Source organism: Saccharopolyspora shandongensis (assembly GCF_900106995.1).
Taxonomy (GTDB): domain Bacteria; phylum Actinomycetota; class Actinomycetes; order Mycobacteriales; family Pseudonocardiaceae; genus Saccharopolyspora; species Saccharopolyspora shandongensis.
This window is the reverse complement of record NZ_FNOK01000025.1, coordinates 1-18,988: the sequence shown is the minus strand read 5'-3', so window position 1 is coordinate 18,988 and position 18,988 is coordinate 1. Positions and strand designations below refer to the sequence as shown.

20 protein-coding genes and 2 pseudogenes are annotated in these 18,988 nt (G+C 69.4%); 14 read left to right on the top strand and 8 right to left on the bottom strand.

The genetic code is table 11. The features are described from left to right. Positions 1 to 19: 19 nt before the first annotated feature. The gene (locus BLW84_RS24485; RefSeq protein ID WP_245761347.1) at positions 20 to 1,165 is read right to left on the bottom strand and encodes an FAD-dependent monooxygenase; all 1,146 of its coding nucleotides are present in this window, start codon (positions 1,163 to 1,165) and stop codon (positions 20 to 22) included. Between the two features lie 208 nt (positions 1,166 to 1,373). Next, positions 1,374 to 1,532, bottom strand: a complete 159-nt coding sequence (locus BLW84_RS24480; protein ID WP_245761346.1) for a hypothetical protein — start codon at positions 1,530 to 1,532, stop codon at positions 1,374 to 1,376. A gap of 193 nt (positions 1,533 to 1,725) precedes the next feature. Here BLW84_RS24480 and BLW84_RS24475 point away from each other — a divergent pair, with 193 nt between their 5' ends. The 8 genes from BLW84_RS24475 to BLW84_RS24445 all read left to right on the top strand — a co-directional run bounded on the left by BLW84_RS24475 (position 1,726) and on the right by BLW84_RS24445 (position 9,158). After that, the gene (locus tag BLW84_RS24475) at positions 1,726 to 2,346 is read left to right on the top strand and encodes a YigZ family protein (protein WP_093269566.1); all 621 of its coding nucleotides are present in this window, start codon (positions 1,726 to 1,728) and stop codon (positions 2,344 to 2,346) included. A gap of 121 nt (positions 2,347 to 2,467) precedes the next feature. Then, positions 2,468 to 2,950 (top strand): hypothetical protein, encoded by a 483-nt coding sequence (locus tag BLW84_RS24470; protein ID WP_143061093.1) that lies wholly within the window; start codon positions 2,468 to 2,470, stop codon positions 2,948 to 2,950. Next, on the top strand, positions 2,951 to 3,439 hold the full coding sequence (locus BLW84_RS24465; protein WP_093269311.1) for a hypothetical protein: 489 nt from the start codon (positions 2,951 to 2,953) through the stop codon (positions 3,437 to 3,439). It abuts the gene before it with no gap. After that, a complete protein-coding gene (locus BLW84_RS24460; protein ID WP_093269309.1) occupies positions 3,439 to 5,574 on the top strand; it encodes a putative T7SS-secreted protein in 2,136 nt (711 codons plus the stop codon). The genes BLW84_RS24465 and BLW84_RS24460 overlap by 1 nt, the downstream gene beginning before the upstream one ends. A 3-nt stretch (positions 5,575 to 5,577) precedes the next feature. Beyond that, complete coding sequence (locus BLW84_RS24455) at positions 5,578 to 5,835, top strand: hypothetical protein (RefSeq protein ID WP_093269307.1); 258 nt, start codon at positions 5,578 to 5,580, stop codon at positions 5,833 to 5,835. A gap of 145 nt (positions 5,836 to 5,980) precedes the next feature. Then, on the top strand, positions 5,981 to 7,369 hold the full coding sequence (locus tag BLW84_RS24450) for an ADP-ribosylglycohydrolase family protein (protein ID WP_245761345.1): 1,389 nt from the start codon (positions 5,981 to 5,983) through the stop codon (positions 7,367 to 7,369). A 104-nt stretch (positions 7,370 to 7,473) separates the two neighbouring features. After that, on the top strand, positions 7,474 to 7,686 hold the full coding sequence (locus tag BLW84_RS46475; RefSeq protein WP_143061092.1) for a hypothetical protein: 213 nt from the start codon (positions 7,474 to 7,476) through the stop codon (positions 7,684 to 7,686). Between the two features lie 266 nt (positions 7,687 to 7,952). Next, positions 7,953 to 9,158, top strand: coding sequence for a hypothetical protein (locus BLW84_RS24445; protein WP_093269302.1), 1,206 nt, complete (start codon positions 7,953 to 7,955; stop codon positions 9,156 to 9,158). Here the strand turns inward: BLW84_RS24445 and BLW84_RS24440 are convergent, their stop codons facing one another. Beyond that, a complete protein-coding gene (locus tag BLW84_RS24440) occupies positions 9,159 to 9,770 on the bottom strand; it encodes a TetR/AcrR family transcriptional regulator (RefSeq protein WP_093269300.1) in 612 nt (203 codons plus the stop codon). 117 nt (positions 9,771 to 9,887) lie between these two features. On the opposite strand from BLW84_RS24440, the gene BLW84_RS24435 reads away from it, so the two are divergent. Continuing rightward, entirely contained in the window at positions 9,888 to 11,039 is a 1,152-nt protein-coding gene (locus tag BLW84_RS24435; protein WP_093269298.1) for a DUF418 domain-containing protein, read from the top strand. A gap of 75 nt (positions 11,040 to 11,114) precedes the next feature. Here the strand turns inward: BLW84_RS24435 and BLW84_RS24430 are convergent. The 3 genes and pseudogenes from BLW84_RS24430 to BLW84_RS24410 form a co-directional block, all read right to left on the bottom strand. Beyond that, positions 11,115 to 11,273 (bottom strand): annotated as a pseudogene (locus BLW84_RS24430) (DUF397 domain-containing protein); the annotation flags it as partial. Between the two features lie 32 nt (positions 11,274 to 11,305). Next, positions 11,306 to 11,685: pseudogene (locus BLW84_RS50365) on the bottom strand (Scr1 family TA system antitoxin-like transcriptional regulator). A 595-nt stretch (positions 11,686 to 12,280) separates the two neighbouring features. Further along, positions 12,281 to 13,090 (bottom strand): helix-turn-helix transcriptional regulator, encoded by an 810-nt coding sequence (locus tag BLW84_RS24410; protein WP_093269287.1) that lies wholly within the window; start codon positions 13,088 to 13,090, stop codon positions 12,281 to 12,283. Positions 13,091 to 13,192: 102 nt separating this feature from the next. On the opposite strand from BLW84_RS24410, the gene BLW84_RS24405 reads away from it, so the two are divergent. Then, on the top strand, positions 13,193 to 13,627 hold the full coding sequence (locus tag BLW84_RS24405; protein ID WP_093269564.1) for a nuclear transport factor 2 family protein: 435 nt from the start codon (positions 13,193 to 13,195) through the stop codon (positions 13,625 to 13,627). Continuing rightward, positions 13,624 to 14,430 carry an NAD-dependent epimerase/dehydratase family protein gene (locus BLW84_RS24400; protein ID WP_093269284.1) on the top strand — a complete coding sequence of 269 codons (807 nt, stop codon included), beginning with the start codon at positions 13,624 to 13,626 and terminating at the stop codon, positions 14,428 to 14,430. Before BLW84_RS24405 ends, BLW84_RS24400 begins: the two co-directional genes overlap by 4 nt. A gap of 105 nt (positions 14,431 to 14,535) precedes the next feature. Here the strand turns inward: BLW84_RS24400 and BLW84_RS24395 are convergent, their stop codons facing one another. Further along, the gene (locus BLW84_RS24395) at positions 14,536 to 15,087 is read right to left on the bottom strand and encodes a phosphatase PAP2 family protein (RefSeq protein ID WP_093269282.1); all 552 of its coding nucleotides are present in this window, start codon (positions 15,085 to 15,087) and stop codon (positions 14,536 to 14,538) included. A gap of 38 nt (positions 15,088 to 15,125) precedes the next feature. Here BLW84_RS24395 and BLW84_RS24390 point away from each other — a divergent pair, with 38 nt between their 5' ends. Further along, entirely contained in the window at positions 15,126 to 16,637 is a 1,512-nt protein-coding gene (locus BLW84_RS24390) for a sensor histidine kinase (protein WP_245761344.1), read from the top strand. Between the two features lie 8 nt (positions 16,638 to 16,645). Then, positions 16,646 to 17,305 (top strand): response regulator, encoded by a 660-nt coding sequence (locus BLW84_RS24385; RefSeq protein WP_281247439.1) that lies wholly within the window; start codon positions 16,646 to 16,648, stop codon positions 17,303 to 17,305. A gap of 103 nt (positions 17,306 to 17,408) precedes the next feature. Here the strand turns inward: BLW84_RS24385 and BLW84_RS24380 are convergent, their stop codons facing one another. Beyond that, positions 17,409 to 18,011, bottom strand: a complete 603-nt coding sequence (locus BLW84_RS24380) for a phosphatase PAP2 family protein (protein ID WP_093269276.1) — start codon at positions 18,009 to 18,011, stop codon at positions 17,409 to 17,411. A gap of 261 nt (positions 18,012 to 18,272) precedes the next feature. Here BLW84_RS24380 and BLW84_RS24375 point away from each other — a divergent pair, with 261 nt between their 5' ends. After that, positions 18,273 to 18,815 (top strand): chorismate mutase, encoded by a 543-nt coding sequence (locus tag BLW84_RS24375; protein WP_093269273.1) that lies wholly within the window; start codon positions 18,273 to 18,275, stop codon positions 18,813 to 18,815. Positions 18,816 to 18,988: the final 173 nt, after the last annotated feature.

Genomic DNA, 18,988 nt, shown 5'->3' with positions numbered 1-18,988 from the left:
AAGTACACACGGGCACTGCTCAGGCGGCCTGGACGCTAGGGCGGGCCAGGCGGAGGACGTCGCTGCCGGAGCGCAGCGACGCCACCTGGCTGCGGGTCGCGAGCCACCTCGGGAACTTCGCCAAGCGCTGCAGAGGCGTGCTGCGCTGGGCCGATGTCAGCGCCGCGGTGCGTGACACCTTCAGCGCGCGGGGACGGCGCTCCTGCTCGTAGGCGCGCAGCAGCTCCGCCGGATCTCTATCCACGACGGACAGGAACTGGGTGAGCAGCCAGGCGTCTTCCAGCGTCTGGTTGGCCGCCTGCGCCACGGCGGGCGGCATCGCGTGCACCGCGTCGCCCAGCAGCGTGCTGCGCGGGCCGCCCCAGACCTGCGGCACCTTGTGCCGGATGTGCGGGAAGAACCCGAGGTCGTCGTCGGTGACCGAGGCCAGCAGCGCCTCGACGGGATCGGGCCAGCCGCGGAAGATCCGCCGCAGCTCGGCGACGGACAGCACCGGGTCGCCGTCCTTCCAGAGCATGTCGAACCACCAGTGCAGCAGCCCGCCGCCGGTCGGGATCAGGCCGCAGTGCGCGTAGCGGCCGGCGATGTTGAGGGTCTGGTGGCCGTGCGCGAGCGGGAGGTCGCTGCGGGTCAGGCCCTGCCAGCTGGCCCAGCCGGTGGGCCGCGCCGGTTCGCCGCCCAGCACCTCGCGGCGCACCACCGAGCGCTGCCCGTCGGCGCCGATCAGCAGGTCACCGGTGGCCGAGCTGCCATCGGCGAACTCGACGACGACGTGGTCCGGGTGCTCGGTGACGCCGACGCACCGGCGGCCGAAGTGCAGCACGCCCGGCGGCAGCGCGGCGGCCATCTCCGCGATCAGCTCGCGGCGCGGGATCTGCACGGTGGGCGATCCCAGGCGCTCGGTGACCTCGCCGAGGTCCGCCTCCCAGAGCAGCCGGCCGGATTCGGTGACCGAGCGGAGGCTGTGCAGCCGGTGACCGGCCGGTTCGATGTCGACGCCGAGCCCACGCAGCGCCGCGGTGCCGTTGCTCCACACCGTGATGCCCGCACCCGTGGTGCGCAGGGCGTCCGCGTGCTCGAAGATCTGCACGTGGTGGCCCTTGCCCAACAATCCGTTGGCGATGGCGAGTCCCCCGACTCCGGCCCCGATCACGAGAACCCGCATCGTCTCCATCCGTCGTCGCGACGTCGGTTTTCAAGGACGATTTTATCCACTCGACCGGAAGTACCGAATTGTCCTTGCTCACACCGCGCGCCCGCGAGAATCGATCAAGACATTCGTCATACCTGGTCAAGAGCCCGGGAGACATGTCGATATCCGCCAGCGGACCGGCGGCCCACGGGTCGACGAACTCAACGGCTGAGGGATGCCGTCAGGCCGCTTCCAGGAATCTCCCCGCAACCAGGCCAGGCTCGTCGCCTCCGTCGAACCGCACCCACAGGACGGGACCGTCGAAGACCTCAGGAAGACCGGTGGCGGTCTCCACCACCGTGCCGACCTGATCACGGAACCGGCCGAACGTGGCGCGCACCCGCACGCCTGGTTCAAACGGGCTCGATGATTGCTCCATAAAGGGGGACGTTACGTGCCCGCGGGCTGCAACGGAAATCGCCTCCGACCCGAGCCCCCATCACCGCGCTGACCTGCACTGTTACCGGAGTGGGAGGATGGACCGCGAGGACCGCCGCGCGGCGGCGAGCGGCATCACCTGGCGAAGGGGACCGATGCGGACGATCAAGCGGCCGGGCGAGCACGAGCTGGAGGTCAAGAAGTCCCGCTTCCTGTGCGCGCTGGCGCGGGTCGCCAGCGAGGCCGAGGCCCGGGAATTCATCCAGCAGCGGCGCAGGCTGCACCACGACGCGCGGCACCACTGCTCCGCGTTCGTCCTCGGCGACGCCGGCGAGTTCCAGAAGTCCAGCGACGACGGCGAGCCGGCGGGCACCGCGGGCGTGCCGATGCTGGAGGTGCTGCGCCGCAACGAGATCACCAACTCGGTCGCCGTGGTGACCCGCTACTTCGGCGGGGTGCTGCTCGGCGCGGGCGGTCTGGTGCGCGCCTACGGCGGCGCGGTGTCGGCGGCGCTGGACCACGTCGGCCTGGTCGAACGCCGCCCGGTCCGCGCCGTGGATACCACAGTGGACTACCTGCTGGCCGGGAAGCTCGACAACGACCTGCGTTCGGCCGGTTACCAGGTGGCCGACACCGACTACCAGGACGCGGTCCGCTTCCGCATCAACGTCCCGGAGTCCGAAGTGGACGCCTTTCGCACCTGGCTGGCGGAGGCCACCGGCGGCGTCGCCGAAGCGGAGCCAGGCGAGCTCGGTTACGCCGAGGTTGACATCTGATCACTTACCGCCATTCGGCCTAATGCTTTCTATGGTGTAGGCCACGAGTTTTGGGCGGATTTCCCGGTTGCTGATCGGCTAGCGTCGTTGCGCGCCGTGCATGAACGGTTACGGGGGGATCATGAGTTCATTGGCGTCCGTTGCGGACGCGCCACCGCTGGTGCGCGAAGCGCTCCGGTTCCGGCGGAGCATGCAGCGTCCGGAAGATCTGGTGGCCACTTTCCGCAGGGCCGACGTCTGCCTGGAATGCGTGTCCGCCCCGCCGACCGTGCCGGTCGTGCACGTGGACGGGATTCCGTGGCTCCCGGTGTTCTCGGATCTGCGGTACTTCTCGGAATACCGGCGGCAGCGCGGCGAAGGCGACCTGGCGGCCGAGTACCTGGTGCTCACCGGAGCCCGGCTGCTGGACGGATACCTGCCGGGCATGCCGCAGGGCACGAGCTTGCTGCTGGATCCGCTGCAGGAGCACTCGGTGACGCTGCCCGCACTGCGCGGAATCCTCGCCGAATCGATCGCAGTGGATCGAAACCGGCCGGATCGCCCGGTGTCCGCGCAGTCTCCGTACGAGAAACCCGTCAAGCGTGCTTGGGGAGGGACGCTGTAAGTGGGTAACGATGGATTCCGCGTCGATCTGGCGGCGCTGCAACAAGCGTCGCAAGGCGTGGGCGACGCCATCGCCGCGTTGGAGAACGAACTTCCGTGGCCCGTGCGGAAGATGGGCAACGACGGCCACGGCGTCACCATGATGAACCTCGATGCGGAGCAGTCCGGGTCGGCGCTGGTCACCGAGGCGCTGAAGAGGTTCTGCGGCCGGTGGGAATACGGGGTGAAGTTCCTGGTCGAAGAAGGTGCCGCCGCGGCATCGGCGCTGACCGACACCCGTTCCGAGTACGAGAAGATGGAGCAGGCGGCGATCGACGCGTTCAAGAAGGTCCTGGGCGCCGGGTTCGACAACCCCACCGCTGATCTGAACGCCGCCCCGCAGAAGTCGTTCGCGCAGTTCGGGGTCGACATCGCACCAGTTGGCATGCCGCAGCAAGCCGCCTCGCACGTGTTGAACCAGGCGGGCTACAACACCAAGGTGGACGGCTGATGGCACCGGACCCCAGGGAAGAGGTCCCGGGCGAGCTGCCTGCCATCGACGAAACCCTGGCCACCATGACCAAGCTGGGCACCGCGTTCGAGAACGCCGCCCAGGGCTTCCAGAAGATCAACACCGCTGGCTGGGAAGGCCCGACCGCCGACGCGTTCCGCGACTACTACCAGCAAGAACCGCCCAAGTGGTTCCGGGCGGCGGACGCCTTCACCGAGTCCGCCGACGCCCTGCGCCAGTACCGCGACGTGCTGGCCTGGGCACAGCGGCAGGCCGAGCAGGCATGCGCCGACATCGAGCGAGCAGACCGGCAGACCGCGCAGGCCGAGGCCAAGTACGAGCAGGCGGCCGACCAGGGCAACGCCACCGAGCCGTTCCAGGACCCGGGCGCCGCCGCCCGCAACCAGGCGCAGGCCGCCCTCGACGCCGCGAAGGAGCAGGTCGAAGAAGCGGCGAAGAGGGCCGCGGCAACGCTGATCAAGGCGTCCGAAAAAGCACCCCCGCAGCCCGGGCCGCTCACCATGCTCGCCTCGGGTTTCGAGGACGTCTTCCAGAACGTCGCAGAGTCCTACGGCGACTTCTGGAAGGGCAGCTTCGACGGCGCGCTGGACATGCTCCAGCAGGCGCGAACGCTGAACCCGTTCGACCCGTACAACGTGATGCACCCGCAGCAGTACGGCGAGAACATCAGCCAGCTGGCGGGCAGCACGGTAGCGGCGGGCAAGGCGTTCATCAGCGACCCGATCGGCACCGGCAAAGCGATGATCGGCGCGGGAATCGACAGCTTCACCAAGGACCCGTCCGGCTTCGTCGGACGCCTGGCCCCGGAGGTAGCAGCCGGCCTGGCCACCAGCGGCAGCAGCACAGCAGGCACGCTGGGCCGACGGGCGCTGGACACTGTCACGGACTTCTTCGGCGACAAGAACAAGACCCCGGCTCATCTCCCGGACGTCGTCCCGAATGCCTCCACGCACCCACCAATCCAGCCGAACGCGCACCCGGCCCCACAGAACCCGAACCCTGCCCACCCGACCCCCCAGTCTCATTCCACGCCTAGCAATTGGACTCCTGAACCGCCATCACAACCACCCACCGCGTCCTGGGGTCACACTTCTTCGCCCCCGATGAGCCACTCGCCCGAACTCCAGTCGATCCCGGACAACGGGAAGCCGTTCGGACCGCAGGGCAGCGGGTGGGACCGCGGGCCCGACCACGACACGCCCGCACGGGACACTCAGCCGGGCAACCAGGACCAGCCGCGCCCGACCTATGGACGCGGGGCGAACAGGAATGATGACCTCGACTGGGGTGACCCGTGGGATGACGCGGGGAGAGGCAGCACGCGGGAACATGGCGGGGAGCCACCATCCCAGGAAGCCCCGGAGCAGCACAACGATCGCCCTGACCACCAGCCGGAAACGCACCGCCATGAGGATCCAACCGGACAGCGCGACCAGGACGGGGCGGCTGAGACCGCGCCACGCGGACCCGAGCCGGAACCGCACGGCGAGCCTCGCCACGAGCTATCCGACGAGGACCGGCAGACATACCGTGAACGCATCGAGTCGCGTACCGGAGTCTCGTTCGAAGAGAGCGTGGCTCGGCTGCGGGAGGACCATCCCGAACTCGCCCACCTGGACGACGAGAAAGCGATGGGCCTGCGCCGTTACATCGGCGAGGACGCCAACACCCTCAACCGCGTCTTGCGTGAAGGAGACGAGGTCGACCGGGACTACGTCGGGCCCGAGGCCAACGTGCTACGCAGCGCGCTCGACGAGATGTCCAAGGTCGACACCACCGAAACGCCGCGAGTCTTTCGCGACATCGGCGTCAGCAAGCAGGAATTCGACGCCATCTTGCAGCGCTACAAGCCCGGTGCGGAAGTAGAAGAGCCGGGGTTCACCTCGGCATCAAAGGACATCCCACCAGCGATGTTCTCAGAACACGGCACCGAGAAGCCCTACAAGGTGCGGTTCATCATCGAAGACCCCCGGAACGCCCGAGACCTGTCCGTGACGAATCCGGACGAGCTAGAGGTCATGTGGCAGGACGGCAATCGTTTCCTGGTACGCGAAACGCGAGCCGCTGATGAAGAAATGTATGTTGTCATGCGAGACCTAGGGAAAGGAAACTAAGCCATGACCCCTGAAGAGCGTGAAGAGCGTGAAGCATTGCTCCGCAAGCACTTGCCCAAGCCGGAGGACATCGACCCAGAAATCAGGAAGGAGACCGACGAGGCAATCCGGTATATGAACGAAAAGATCGCTCGCGGCGAAGTGCTGAAATCGTGGAGCAAGGAGAACTTCCCCATCGGGCTGGACAGCAACATGGAGCCATTCCCCCTCACCGGACCAGACCAGGATCAGCGTCGGACAGGTGACGAGACCCAACAATGAGCGTCCCGGCCAGCGCCCCCTGGCCGCAACACAACGCCGAACATCTCGAACTACGCGGGAGCTTCCTTACGAATTCCCGGTATGCCGCAGGGCACGAGCGTGCTGCTGGATTCGCTTCAGGAGCACGCCGGGGGATTAAGAAGCTGTGAGAGACGAGCGAGTGGCTCCGAAGGGCTGGCCAGTGCGGCAGCGGTCCCGGCGCAGCGGCAAGGTCGGGCGCTGGCATGACGATTGGACCCGGCGCACCGAGCATCGAGCGGATTTCCGGCCGCAGGGCCGGAAAGAAGGAAGTGACTACAACCTCCACTACGTCGACGTGCACGCTCCGCTGGACGCGATTGTGGATTTTGACCGCCGCGTGCGGGAGATCGACGGCCGCGACCCCGGCACTGGTCGGCACCTGCCGGAACCCGATACCGCGGAACGGTTTCGGGGCGCCGTACTCGCCGCAGCGGTCGGGGACGCGCTCGGTTGCGCCGTCGACTCCTGCGCTACAGCAAAGCTGCCCTGGTCGCCTGCTGTGAAACTGCGAGGGGAGAAGGCACTCACCGAGTACTCCCTCCGCGACAGCGCGGCTGAGTCGTCGGCCGTGACTCAGCTGCTCGCCTTCACGCTGGAGGGGATCATCCGAGCCGACGTCGCCCACCGCATCACCAAAGGGGACAGCGAACCGGAGGCGGTCGTTCAGCACGCCTACCAACGGTGGCTGCACACCCAGCCCACGCCAGACGGGCAACGACGTGGCTGGGAGCACTGCGGCCCCTATGCTGCGCCCGAGCCGGACGGCTGGCTGGTCGGCGTAGACAGCCTGCGCCGCGACGGCGCCCCCCACCCAGACACGGTGGCGGCGCTGGAGAACTTCGCCCGCACCGGCCAGCACTCGAGGCTCCGCAAAATGCGCGCCCACGCCCGCGGCAGCGAGGTGGTGCCTCGGGCCGCTATGGCGGCGGTGTGCGCCGATGATCCCGCCGAGGTGTTCGCGGCCGCAGTCCACATCGCTGTTTTGACACACAGCAGCCCGGACGACTGCCTGGCCGCAGGCACGCTCGCGGTAATCCTGCACCAGCAGATCCGCGATCAGCCGTTCCACGACTGCCTCACGACCGCCCGTGCACACCTGGAGCGCTGGCCTCGACGAAACGCGCGCGTGCTCCGCAAAATCGAGCTCGCACTGATCATGAACAAGGACTACTGGGTGCCCACCACCCCGGAAAACATCCGCAAGCCTTTCGGCGATGGCGGCCGCGACGGCGCCGAAGCGCTTGGGCTCGGGTTGTACTGCGCGATGGCCAGCGACTACGTGCGTGAGGCGCTGCAGCTGGCCATGAACTACTCAGCACACCGCCCGGTAGTCGGGGCGATCACCGGGATGCTGATCGGTGCTGAATGTGGTGTGCGCGCGATCCCCGCCGACCTGCGTGCCGCGGTACCACTGGCCGAGGTCGTCGACACCCTCGCCAAAGACGCACTCACCGAGCACGGCCCCAACCCGCCGACCAACGAGGCCTGGCTCCACCGGTACCCGGCCTCATGACCAGAGCACTCGTCCACCGCTGACTTGCATGCTGCGAAAGGGACAAAACCCAAGAGCTGGGGGTGCTGTGGCAGGCCGCAATCGGGCCCACGTTGAGGTGAGCAATGAACCACGAAGATCTGATCCGCAAGTTCGATACGCCATCGGATGGCCCTGACGCGCAGGCGCGCAGGCAGCAGATCGGACAGCGTATCCAGGACATGCAGGAACGTGGCGAGGTCGTCTCCGAGTCGCTGGCACAACGTCACGCCGAGGTCCCGCTGCCGACCAAACCCAAGCCCTCCGCTCCCAGAACCGAGCCTGGGGCGGATGGTTGACCGTCAGGCCACCTCAGGAATCGAGATGTCCGATGGCGACGATACCGATCGACGCTTGCCCGAACACCGAGTCTCTCGGGGGATGAACGGGCGTCCTTACCTCGCGCTCTTCGGTGGGCCGGGTTACGTCGAGGTGGACATCTGATCACTTACCGCCGTTCGGGCTAGCTTTCGGTATGGTTCATACCACGTATTTCGTTCGGTTTTTACTGTTCTTGATCCAGTAGCCTGGCCACTCTCTGTGCTCGCACGACTACGGAGGAGACATGGGTTCGGCGACGTGCGTTCCGGATGGGCCACCGCTGGTGCGGGAGGCTCTCCGGTTCCGGCGAACCGTGCAGCGCCCGGCCGATCTGGTGGCCACCTTCCGCCGCAGCGGGGTGTACCTGGAGTGCGCGTCCGATCCGCCGGCCGTGCCCGTCGTGCACGTGGCCGAGGCCCCGTGGCTGCCGGTGTTCTCGGACCTGCGGTACTTCGCCGAGTACCGGCGGCGGCGCGGCGAGGGCGACCGGGCCGAATACCTGGTGCTCACCGGCGCGCGGCTGCTCGACGGGTATCTGCCCGGCCTGCCGCAGGGCACGAACGTGCTGCTGGATCCGCTGCAAGAGCACGCCGTGGCGCTGCACGGGATCACCCCCGAGTCGCTCCGCGCGACCGACGACTTCACCGAATCCGCCCGGGCTATGCAGCGGTACCGCGACGTGCTGGCCTGGGCCCAGCGGCAGGCCGAGCGGGCGCGCGCGGATGTCGAGCAGGCCGGCGCCGCCGAGCCGCGTCCGGATCCGGGCACCGCCCACGACCAGGCGCGAGCCTCGATCGACTCCGCGAAGAACCAGGTCGAGGACGCCGCGAAGAACCTCGTGAAGACCTTGCTGCTGGCGTCCGACAAAGCTCCCTCGCAGCAGTACGGCGAGACCATCGGCGGGTTGGTATCCGGGACGCTCTCGGCCGCGAAGGCGTTCGTCGGCGCCAGCTTCACCGAGGATCCGGCCGGTTTCGTCGGGCAGCTGACCGGCGGCCAGCGAGTACCGGCCCAGCGATCGCCGAGCGCGGGTAGGCGCGAGGCGCATCGGGCGCCGACGCCGTATCCGCAGGGCGTTCCGGTCACTCGCCAGGTGCTCCTGCTCGGAGACCGGGCAGCGCACGCCGATGCCAGGTGGTGGGTCGACGGCGGAAGCGTCGTCCTGGAGATCTCCACCGCGGCCCGCACCTTCCGCTCGCGGGGCGAGAACCTCTTCGCCGCGCTGCTGGACATCCGGCTGAACCAGCTGGAACCCGAGGGACTTTCGCTCGCGACCGCAGGCTCTCGCCACGACGTGTGGTCCGCGCCCGGGGGCCGCTTCCCCGGCCAGCACGGGTCGGTCCACGGCTCCGGCGAGTCGGTGGATCTGCTTGCCGCCGTTGACGAAGCCGACCTCGACCGCGTCGTCCCGGTGCGCGATCAGCTCGCCTTCCACCGGCACCACGGCTGATCAGTCCTCTGTGGACTTCTCGAAGAGCCGGTCGAGGTGGTAGTCGATGGCCGCGGTCGCGCCTTCGCCGGTCCGGTGGCCCAGCAGCAGGCCGACCGACAGGCCGTCCGGGATGAGCAGCAGGGCTTCCGCCTCGCGCTCCGGGTCGCGGTCGGCGGGTAGCTCGCCGGACTCCTGCGCCGCGCGGAGCTCGGAGGCCACCCACTCCTCCAGCTTCGGCCACCATTCGCGGTAGGTCTCGGCCAGGTCCGGGGCGCCGAGCGCGCGGAGGAAGAACGCGATGTGCGTCAGGAACTCCATGCGGCTGTCGTCGGAGAGCGCCAGCATTTCGAGCATCAGCGTCCGCAGCACCACGCGCACCTTCGGCCGTTCGCCCTCCTGGCTCAGCCGCTGCACGATCCGGTTCGAGGCCCGGTTGTTCACGTGCCCCATGGCGAAGCCCAGCATCTCGTCCTTCGACTTGAAGTAGTGCTGCACCGCGCCCATCGAGACGCCCGCTTCGGCCGCGACGTCGCGGAGGCTCACCGCCTCCAGGCCGCCGCGGCTGGCCAGCCGCATGAGCGCCTCGGCGATCTGGATCCGCCGGGCCTCGTGGTCCACCTGCTTGGGCACCGTCTCGCACCTTTCCAATGCGATCGCATTGCAAACGGGTCCGCCACCCGTTTACCATGCATCTGCATCGTAACCCTCCGTGGTTGCGGAGGCGAGTTTCGAACGACTGGGGAATTCATGACCGAGGTACTACGGCAAGCACCCACCTCCAGCAGGATCACCGCGATAGACGTGGTCCGCGGCGTCGCCATCCTAGGCACGCTGGGCACCAACATCTGGATCTTCACCGACTCGGAGGGGCCGGCCGGGATGCTGACCATGGTGGAGACCGGCACGCTCACCGCGAACATCGAGGCGACCCTCCGGGTCCTCGCCAACGGCAAGTTCCTGTCCCTGCTCACGCTGCTGTTCGGCATCGGCCTGGAGCTGCAGTACCGGTCGGCGCGGCGCCGGGGCGGGCGCTGGCCCGGCTGGTACCTGTGGCGGGCGGCGCTGCTGTTCACCGAGGGCCTGCTGCACTACGTCCTGATCTTCGAGTTCGACGTGCTGATGAGCTACGCGGTGACGTCGATGCTGGTCGCTTACCTGATCGGGCGCAGCGACCGGGCGGTGAAGGGCTGGATCATCACGATGGCCTCGCTGCACGTCGCGTTCATGAGCGTGGTCACGCTCGGCCTGCTGACCGGGCACGCGTCGATGAGCGGCGGCAGCGGCGCGCCGTCGCAGCTGTTCACCCACGGCGGCTGGCTAGAGCAGGTGTCCTCCCGGATCACCCACTGGGGCGTCTACCGGATCGAAGCGATCTTCATCATCCCGATGTCCGTGGCGCTGTTCCTGATCGGCGCCCGGCTGTTCCGCGCGGGGGTGTTCGCCGCCGAGGGGCAGCGGCTGCGGAACCGCCTGATGCTGTTCGGCTTCGGCATCGGGGTGCCGCTGAACCTGCTCACCGCCTTCTCCGGGCAGGGCTGGTTCATGGTCGACCGCTACATCCTGCCGCCGATCATCGCGCTGGGCCTGCTCGGGCTGATCCCGACCGTGGTGGGCGCGCTGCGCGGCACGCCGGGCGTCCTGCGGCGCGGGCTGACCGCGGTCGGCCGGATGGCGCTGTCCTGCTACGTCTTCCAGAACCTCGTGGCGGCAATCCTGTGCTACGGCTGGGGATTCGGGCTGGCGGCGCGCTTCGACTGGGCCCGCCCGTGGTGGGTCCTGGTGATCTGGGCGGCGATCTGCGCGACGTTCATGACGCTGTCGACGTTGTGGCTGCGCCGCTTCGAACGCGGCCCGCTGGAGGCGGCCTGGAACTGGGCCTACCGCCTGCCCCAGCGCTGACCTAATGCTCGTGAGTGTTTTGGAGTGCTATGGCGCTCCAAAACACTCACGAAGCCTGACCAGCCAAAACAGCGCTCAGCCGCGGAAGCGATTGGCCTTCACAGCAGCGACGAACCGAACCCATGCGCCCCGAGGAACGGCTAACGTCCCGCTGTCATGGTCTTTCGTGTCCCGGATACCGACCAGATCCGGCGCCGAGCCGACCTCGACGCATCCCGTGTTCGCGCCGCTGTAGCTGCTCTTTCGCTAGCCTGCTAACGCGTGTGTCATGCGTCCTCGCTCTCGAACCTCGCCGCGTAGGTAGCGATGAGCCGCGCCGACTCTTCCGGGCTCAGCACCACCTCTCCGAACCTACTGGTTGTGGCTCGGAACGGAGGTTCCTCGGCTGGATCGTTCAGCAGCAAACCGGAGTTGTGCGCCTCGACGTAGATGTTCGCGCTACCACGGGCGAACTCGAGCAACGAGAACCCGCCATCCAGACCGAGATGCGCCCCGAGAGCCGTGGGCGCGACTCGTACCTCGATTCGGTCTCCTTCAGCACATGCCGGAACTGCTCGGCGGCTACGCGCGGCCCACCTACCGGCCGAGCGAGGACGCCTTCATCCAGGAACACCATCAGCGTCGCGGGTTCCGACTTGTAGAGCACACCTCGGCGCACCTGCCGGATGTTCACGGCTTCGTCGATCTCAACGGCGGTCTTGCTGCCAAAACCGTGAAGATCCCGTGGCCGACGTCGTGGCCCGCGACGCCGCGCACCGCCAGCATTACCGACCAGTGCCCGGAATGCGTCACGGAGTACCGACTACGCGGCTCGCCATCGACCGTCTGGGACTTCTGAGACCTCCGCAGACACTTGTTTTCGCAGGTAAAGGCCCGTGCGTGTTTTGTGCTGCCATAGCGACACAAAACACGCACAGGCCAGGTGAGCACCTATGACCGCCTCGCCGCCCAGCATTCCCCCGGCCCGGTGCGGCGAGGCCCCCGGCAGGGGCGGGATGCCCCCTCCCTCCGAAATCCCACCTCTGCCGGGCCCTCTGGGAAAGGGCGAGAAAGTGATTGCGGTGTTTGGGTTTCTGCTCGTTGCGTCGGTTTTCGTCGTCGTTGGATTCTGCTGGATCGGTCGGTCGACCGGGCAGCACGCGGGCTCAGGCGAAAGCGCGCTCGGCGTTTGGCAGCTCTGCGCGCGCGTCGCGATGGAGCGACAACGCGAGATGGCGACCGAGGTCTACGGGCGGCACGCGCTACTCGGCCGCGGTCGTTAGGTCTTCGAGGGCCTTGTGGCTCGGGGTTCCCGGTTCCGCCGACAGGAGGATCAGGCGGTGCTTCTGGCCCGGGACGTGCAGGGTTTGGCAGTCCAGGTCCAGCGGGCCGAAGTCCGGGTGGTCGATCCGCTTGCGCAGCGTTGGGCGGGGCCGGACCTCGTGGTCTCGCCAGCTTTCCGCGAACTCCCGGCTGAACTCGACGTATTCCCTGGTCAGGGCCACTAGTGCCCGATCGTCCGGGTGGCGGGCGGCGGCCAGGCGAAGCTCCGCCGCCGCCTGCCGGGCGAAGTGGTTCTCGCCGTTCGCCGAGCACACCCCTCGCATGGACAGGCGCAGGGAATTGCGCTCTTCGCGCGGCAGCTTCGAGAAATCGGTGATCAGGCTTGCGGCGAGGGCGTTCCACGCCACGATGTCGAGCCGCTCGTTCACCACGTACGCCGGGATCGGGCCGAGGCGGTCGAGCAGCCGCAGCACGCCTTCCGGCACCGGTTCCGCGGCCTCCGGCGCCGGCGGGGCCTGCCCTGCCAGTCGCGCCAAGTGCTCGCCTTCCGCCTCCGACAACTTCAGCGCCGTGCCCAGGGCCGCGAGGACCTGCGTCGACGGGCGCGGCGCGCGGGCCTGTTCGAGGCGCTCGTAGTAGTTCGTCGACACCCCCGCCAGCCAGGCGACCTCCTCGCGGCGCAGGCCGGGCGTGCGGCGGCGGCCGGCCCCGTCGGGCAGCCCGACATCGCCGGGACGTCGCTCCTCCCGGCGACGGCGCAGGAAATCGGCCAGCTCGCGCTTGTTCACCTCACCACCTTGCCACCGGGGCGGACCGCCCAGCCACGGACCGCCGATCCGGGGCAAGCGCGGACCTGCTCGGCGCGCTCCGCGGCGACGAACCTGGACGTCGTGGAAGCGAACCAACTCTTCGAGCAGGCCCTCGACCTGCTGCTGGCCAAGGACATGGACGGGTTCGTCGACCTGTTCGCGCCCGACTGCACCTTCGAGTTCCCGTTCGCGGCGGGCACCCCCGAGCGCCTGAACGGGCGGGAAGCGCTGCGCGAATACCTGGCGGATTACCCGCAGAAGCTGGACATCGCGGGCTTCCCGTCCGTGATCGTCCACCGGACCGCCGATCCGGGCACCATCGTCGCCGAGTTCACCGCGCGCGGCCGCACCGTGGCGACCGGCGCGGATTACGAGATGCGCTACGTCGCGGTGATCGTCGCGCGGGACGGCGCGATCGCCTCGTACCGCGACTACTGGAGCCCGGTCATGGGCGCCAAGGCGTCCGGGGAACTCGCCGGCCTCGTGACCGCGCTGGGCGACGAGGTGCGCTCGTGACCGTGCTGATCACCGGCGGCACCGGGAAGACCGGCCGTCCACTTGCGACAGTGCTGCGGGAGCGCGGGATCGCCGTCCGGATCGCGAGCAGGCACCCGGCCGACGACCCGGACCACGTGCGCTTCGACTGGGCCGACCCGGACTCGCAGCGGCGCGCGCTGGACGGCGTCGACCGCGTCTACCTGGTGCCGCCGGTCGGGGTCACCGACCCGATGCCGCAGGTCGGGCCGTTCCTGGCGGCCGCCGCCGGGCGCCGGATCGTCGCGCTGGGGTCGTCCGCGATGCTGCCGAACGCGCCGGGGCTGGCGGAGTACCGCGCGCGGATCGCGTCGATGCCGGGCTGCGCCGTGCTGCGGCCCACCTGGTTCATGCAGAACTTCACCGGCCGGCATCCGGTGGCCGACGGCATCCGGGAGCGCGGCGAGATCGTGACCGCCACCGGTTCGGGACGGCTCGGCTGGATCGACGCCGCCGACATCGCCGCGGTCGCCGCACACGCGCTGACCTCGGACGAGGTGGCCGACGAGTACTTGCTGACCGGCCCGGAGGCGTTGAGCTACGGCGAAGCCGCGGCGATCATCTCGGAGATCACCGGGCGGCCGGTCCGGCACCGGGACATGACCGTGGGCGAGCTGGCCCGGCGGCTTTCGGCGGAGCTGCCCGCGGACTTCGCGGCGGGATTGGCGGCCATGGACGAGCACATCCGGGAGGGCGGCGAGGACCGCACGACCTCGACCGTCCAGGACGTCACGGGGCGCCCGCCGCGTTCCTTCCGCGACTTCATCCGCGCAGAGCTCGGCTAGGCGACCGGGCGCCGGTTTCGCGCGAAACCGCCGTTCCCCGTGCCTGGCGGTGGCGGTTTCGCGCGAAACCGTCACCCCGCGCCTGCCCGCCTCACCGCGGCACGTTCACTGTGGCTGGGATGGTTTTCGCCGGAATCGCACGTTGTTGCACGCGAGGACGCTGACCGCTCCCAGGGCCGCGCCGAGGAGGAAGCCCGCGAGGACGTCGTGCGGGTAGTGGACTCCGATGAAGACCCGGGAGAAGCCTTCGAGCAGCGTGAGGAGCACCACGATCGCCGTGATGCGCCGCCACAGCATCGACAGCGCCACCGCGAACGCCGCGGCCGCCGCCGAGTGGCTGCTGGGCAGCGACCAGGCGCTCACCTCCGCGCAGTTCTTGATCGTGCCGCCCGGGATCCGCATCACCAGGCACGGCCGGTCCTGCCGCACGATGTTCTTGATCAGCTCGCTGAACAGCCAGGCTGCACCCGCCGCCAGCAGCGGCGCGAGCAGCACCGGCAGCCGCCGGTCCGCCCGCCACCACGCGAGCAGCGTCAGCACCGCGAACACCGCCAGCAGCGCCTGGGTGCCGAACAGCGCGAGGCCGTGCACCCAGCCCGGCGACGCCGTCCCCCACGCCGCGATCTCGCGGTACCAGTCCGCGCTCGGTTCCAGCATCAATCCGACACTACCGACCTGGCGGTAGCGTCGATGCGGTGAAGGTGTCGATCCGGGACGTGCTGTGGTGGCTCGTCCTGTCCGCTCCCGTGCTGCTGGTCAACCAGGTCGCCGCGGCCGATCCGTTCAGCGGCTGGGAGATCGCGCTCGGCGTGGGTGTGGTCGGCATCACCGTGCTGCTGCGCCGGGCCCGGCCGCTCGTCGCCGCGGGCATCGCGCTGGCCGCCTGGGCGGGTGCGCTGATCCCCCGGCCGGAGGCGGGTGCCGTCGCGGCCTTCGCCTTCACCGCGATGCTGGTCGCGACCAGCTACAACGCCGGATTCCGGGTGCGCAGGCACCGCGACGCGCTGATCCGGCTCGCGCTGGCCGCCGGCGTGCTGTCGCTGCTCGTGCTCGTGCTGGCGCGCGACGTCGGGGCGTGGCTGGTGACGCTGATCGGCGCGCTGCTGTTCGCGCTGATCCCGTGGCTGCTGGGGCGGCACCACCAGAAGTACCGGGCGCTGGTGCGGGCCGGCTGGGAGCGGGCGGAGCAGCTGGAGCGGCAGCAGCAGATCGTGGGCGAGCAGGCGCGGCTGCAGGAACGCACCCGGATCGCCGGCGACATGCACGACCTGCTCGGCCACCAGCTCAGCCTGATCGCGCTGCGGATCGGCGCGCTGGAGGTGGCGCCCTCGCTGGACGCCGGGCACCGGGAGGCGGCCGGGCAGGCCCGGGCCTCGGTGACGGAGGCGGCCGAGCGGCTGCGGGAGGTCGTCGAGGTCCTGCGCGACGACTCCGGGCCGGTCACCGGCGAGAGCGTCGCGGAGCTGGTCGAGCAGGCTCGGGCCGCCGGGATGGCGGTGACGTTGTCGGAGACCGGCGAGGTGGCGCAGTCGATGCGCGCCCGGGCGGTGTGCCGCATCGTGCAGGAGGCGCTGACCAACGCGGCGAAGCACGCGCCGGGAGCGGCCGTGACCGTCGAGGTGCGGCACACCGACGACGAGAGCGAAGTGTCAGTGGCGAACCCGCTGACCGATGATCGCGAGCCCGCTTCCGGCGGTGGGTACGGCCTCGTCGCCCTCGCCGAGCGGGTGCGGCTGGCGGGCGGAACCTTCCAGGCGGGCCCGGAGCGCGGGCGGTTCCTGCTGTCCGCGCGGATTCCGCAGGTCGCGCAGGCCATCGCCGCTTCGGACTCCGCAGCGCGCCTGGCCCGGGCCGAAGGTCAGGTGCGCAGCAGCCGCAACATCGCGGTCGCTGCCGCGGCGGCGAGCGCCGTCTTGCTGGGGTTGCTGACGGTGAACATCACGGCGTTCGACACCATTACCTCCGTGCTGCCGTCGGCCGCCTTCGACCGGATGCAGATCGGGCAGTCGCGGTCGTCGATCGAGCACCTGCTGCCGGCGCGCACGAAGATCGACGACCCGCCCGACGGCGACCTGCCGCCGCCGCCCGGTACGAGCTGCTCCTACTACAGCACGCACCACAACCCGTTCGACGAGCGGCGCGGCGACCTGTACCGGCTGTGCTTCCGGCAGGACGTGCTGGTGGACAAGGACTACCTGCAGCGTTAGGAGGAGACGTGCGGCTGGTGCTGGCCGACGACGAGGCCATGGTTCGCGCCGGGGTGCGGGCGATCCTGGCCGCGGACCCGGACGTCGAGATCGTCGGGGAAGCCGCCAACGGGCGGGACGCGGTGGAGCTGGTGCGGCGGCACCGGCCGGCGGTGGCGCTGCTGGACATCCGGATGCCGGAGCTCGACGGCCTCGGCGCGGCGAACGAGATCCGCCGCGTGGCACCGGAAACCGCGGTGCTCATCATGACCACGTTCGACGAGGACGACTACGTCACGCGGGCGTTGCACGGCGGTGCGAGCGGATTCCTGCTCAAGACCGGTGATCCGCGAGAACTGCTGCTGGGCGTGCGGGCGGCGGCCGAGGGCGGCGCATACCTCTCGCCGTCGGTGGCGCACCGGGTGATCCGGCAGCTGGGCGGGCCGCGGCTGCAGCAGGAGATCGCCGCGCGGGAACACGTGGACGCGCTCAGCGACCGGGAGCGCGAAGTGCTCGCGCTGGTCGGGGCCGGGTTGTCGAACGCCGAGATCGCCCGGCGGCTGCACGTCGTGGAGGGCACGGTGAAGGCGTACGTGAGCGCCGTCCTGGGCCGGTTGGGCGTGAAGAACCGGGTGCAGGCCGCGATCCTGGCCTACGAAGCAGGCCTGGTGCCGCGCGGCGACGCCTGAGCGTGGGGCCAAGCGAACGGCCTGTTCACCTCGTCTATCGAGACAAACGGGCCGTTCGCTTCGGGGGCTGTGAGTGGCGCGGCTGGTTTCGGAGGTGCTGGCTTCAGCGGTGTTGCAGCGCGGCTAGGCGGGTCTTGGCCAGCTTCGCGGCTAGGGCCATGCCCGCTGCCGCGACGATCGCGCCGAGCAGGAGGCCCACGATCACGTCGTGCGGGTAGTGGACTCCGACGAAGACCCGCAGGAATGCCTCCAGCACCGCGAGCAGTGCGACGACGACGGCCAGTCGGCGCCATGCGACGGCCAGGCCGACCGCGGCCGCCGCCGCGATGGTGCTGTGGTTGCTGGGGAACGACCAGTCGCCCGGCTCCGGGCATTCCGCGATCGTCGCGACGACGCCGCGGACCTCGCGGCACGGCCTTTCCTGCTCGACGAACGTCTTCGTCACCTCGCTGATCGCGTAGGCGAGCACCGTGACCGCCGGGGCCGCGAACGCGAGGACGCGCAGCCGGCGGTCGGCCCGGCGGGTTCGCCAGAGGTTCGCCAGCACCAGGGCGCCGAACACCAGGATCACCGCCTCCGTCGCCACGTCCGCCAACGCCTGCACCCAGCCCGGCGCGTCGTGGGCGAGGCCCGTGACCGCGCGGTACCAGTCGATGCTGATGTCCGGCACGTCCTCGATCTCGTTGGTGGCCAACGGCAAACTCATCGATCCTCCGCATCTGCTAGCAACGCGGTCGAAGGTATGGATCGGGAAGTCGCCCGGGCAGTGGTCTTTCGGCAGCGGCCGCCCTTACTTTCGGCAGAATCCCGACACCCGGGGCCGCTACGGATGGTGATCCGGGTTGCGCGACGGTGTGGTCGCGTTCGGTGAGATGGCTGAAAGTCGCTGTCTTTGTTGGCGTTTCGGCGGTAGGTGCGCAGTACCCTGGCGCGGCTGGATCGTCGACAGGAGGCACCGGTGCGTTCAATGCTCCTCGCCGGCGCGATCATCGCCGCGCTCGCGTCCCCGGCCCACTCCTGCGAGCGGGAATCGCTCGACCCGCTGCTGCGGTCGGCCGCCGCGCGCGTCACCACATCGGACAAGGTCGCCGCGGCCAAGTGGGGCACCGGCCGGCCGATCGACGATCCGGTGCGGGAGCAGCAGGTGCTCGACGCGGTCGCCCGCAAGTCGGTGGAGCTCGGCATCGACCCGGAGGAGACGAAGCGGGTCTTCCGGGACCAGATCGAGGCCAGCAAGCTCGTCCAGCGGGCCCTGCACGAGCGGTGGGCCGCGAACCCCGGCGAGCGGCCGGTGGAACGCCCGGATCTGGGCGAGATCCGGCCGGTCATCGACCGGCTGAACGACGAGATCCTGCTGGAACTACGCGACACCCGGCAACTGCGCGACGCGCCGTCCTGCGACGGCTACCTGACCAGCGCCTTCCAGCACGCCAGCGCCGACCTGCGGCTGACCGGCCTGCACCGCCTCGGCCTCGTCCGAGCGGTCCCGTCGATCTGCACCGGCCCCTGATCTGGAGTCGTCACCCGCCCAGCCCGCGATTTCATCGAGCCGACCTCACCTCGTGAGCGGTGATGGCTGTTCTGACGACCTGTCATGTCTCAAGACCTCACGGACAGTTTTGTCTCATGACGTCGTGGACAGTTTTGGTGTGAGTCGTTGGTAGCGGACGCTGCGGTCCAGTG

Coding starts and splice junctions, on each gene's coding strand:
- BLW84_RS24485 (WP_245761347.1), bottom strand. CDS start 1,165: ATGCGGGTTCTCGTGATCGGGGCCGGAGTCGGGGGACTCGCCATCGCC.
- BLW84_RS24475 (WP_093269566.1), top strand. CDS start 1,726: ATGCGGACGATCAAGCGGCCGGGCGAGCACGAGCTGGAGGTCAAGAAG.
- BLW84_RS24470 (WP_143061093.1), top strand. CDS start 2,468: ATGAGTTCATTGGCGTCCGTTGCGGACGCGCCACCGCTGGTGCGCGAA.
- BLW84_RS24460 (WP_093269309.1), top strand. CDS start 3,439: ATGGCACCGGACCCCAGGGAAGAGGTCCCGGGCGAGCTGCCTGCCATC.
- BLW84_RS24455 (WP_093269307.1), top strand. CDS start 5,578: ATGACCCCTGAAGAGCGTGAAGAGCGTGAAGCATTGCTCCGCAAGCAC.
- BLW84_RS46475 (WP_143061092.1), top strand. CDS start 7,474: ATGAACCACGAAGATCTGATCCGCAAGTTCGATACGCCATCGGATGGC.
- BLW84_RS24445 (WP_093269302.1), top strand. CDS start 7,953: ATGGGTTCGGCGACGTGCGTTCCGGATGGGCCACCGCTGGTGCGGGAG.
- BLW84_RS24435 (WP_093269298.1), top strand. CDS start 9,888: ATGACCGAGGTACTACGGCAAGCACCCACCTCCAGCAGGATCACCGCG.
- BLW84_RS24395 (WP_093269282.1), bottom strand. CDS start 15,087: ATGCTGGAACCGAGCGCGGACTGGTACCGCGAGATCGCGGCGTGGGGG.
- BLW84_RS24380 (WP_093269276.1), bottom strand. CDS start 18,011: ATGAGTTTGCCGTTGGCCACCAACGAGATCGAGGACGTGCCGGACATC.
- BLW84_RS24375 (WP_093269273.1), top strand. CDS start 18,273: ATGCTCCTCGCCGGCGCGATCATCGCCGCGCTCGCGTCCCCGGCCCAC.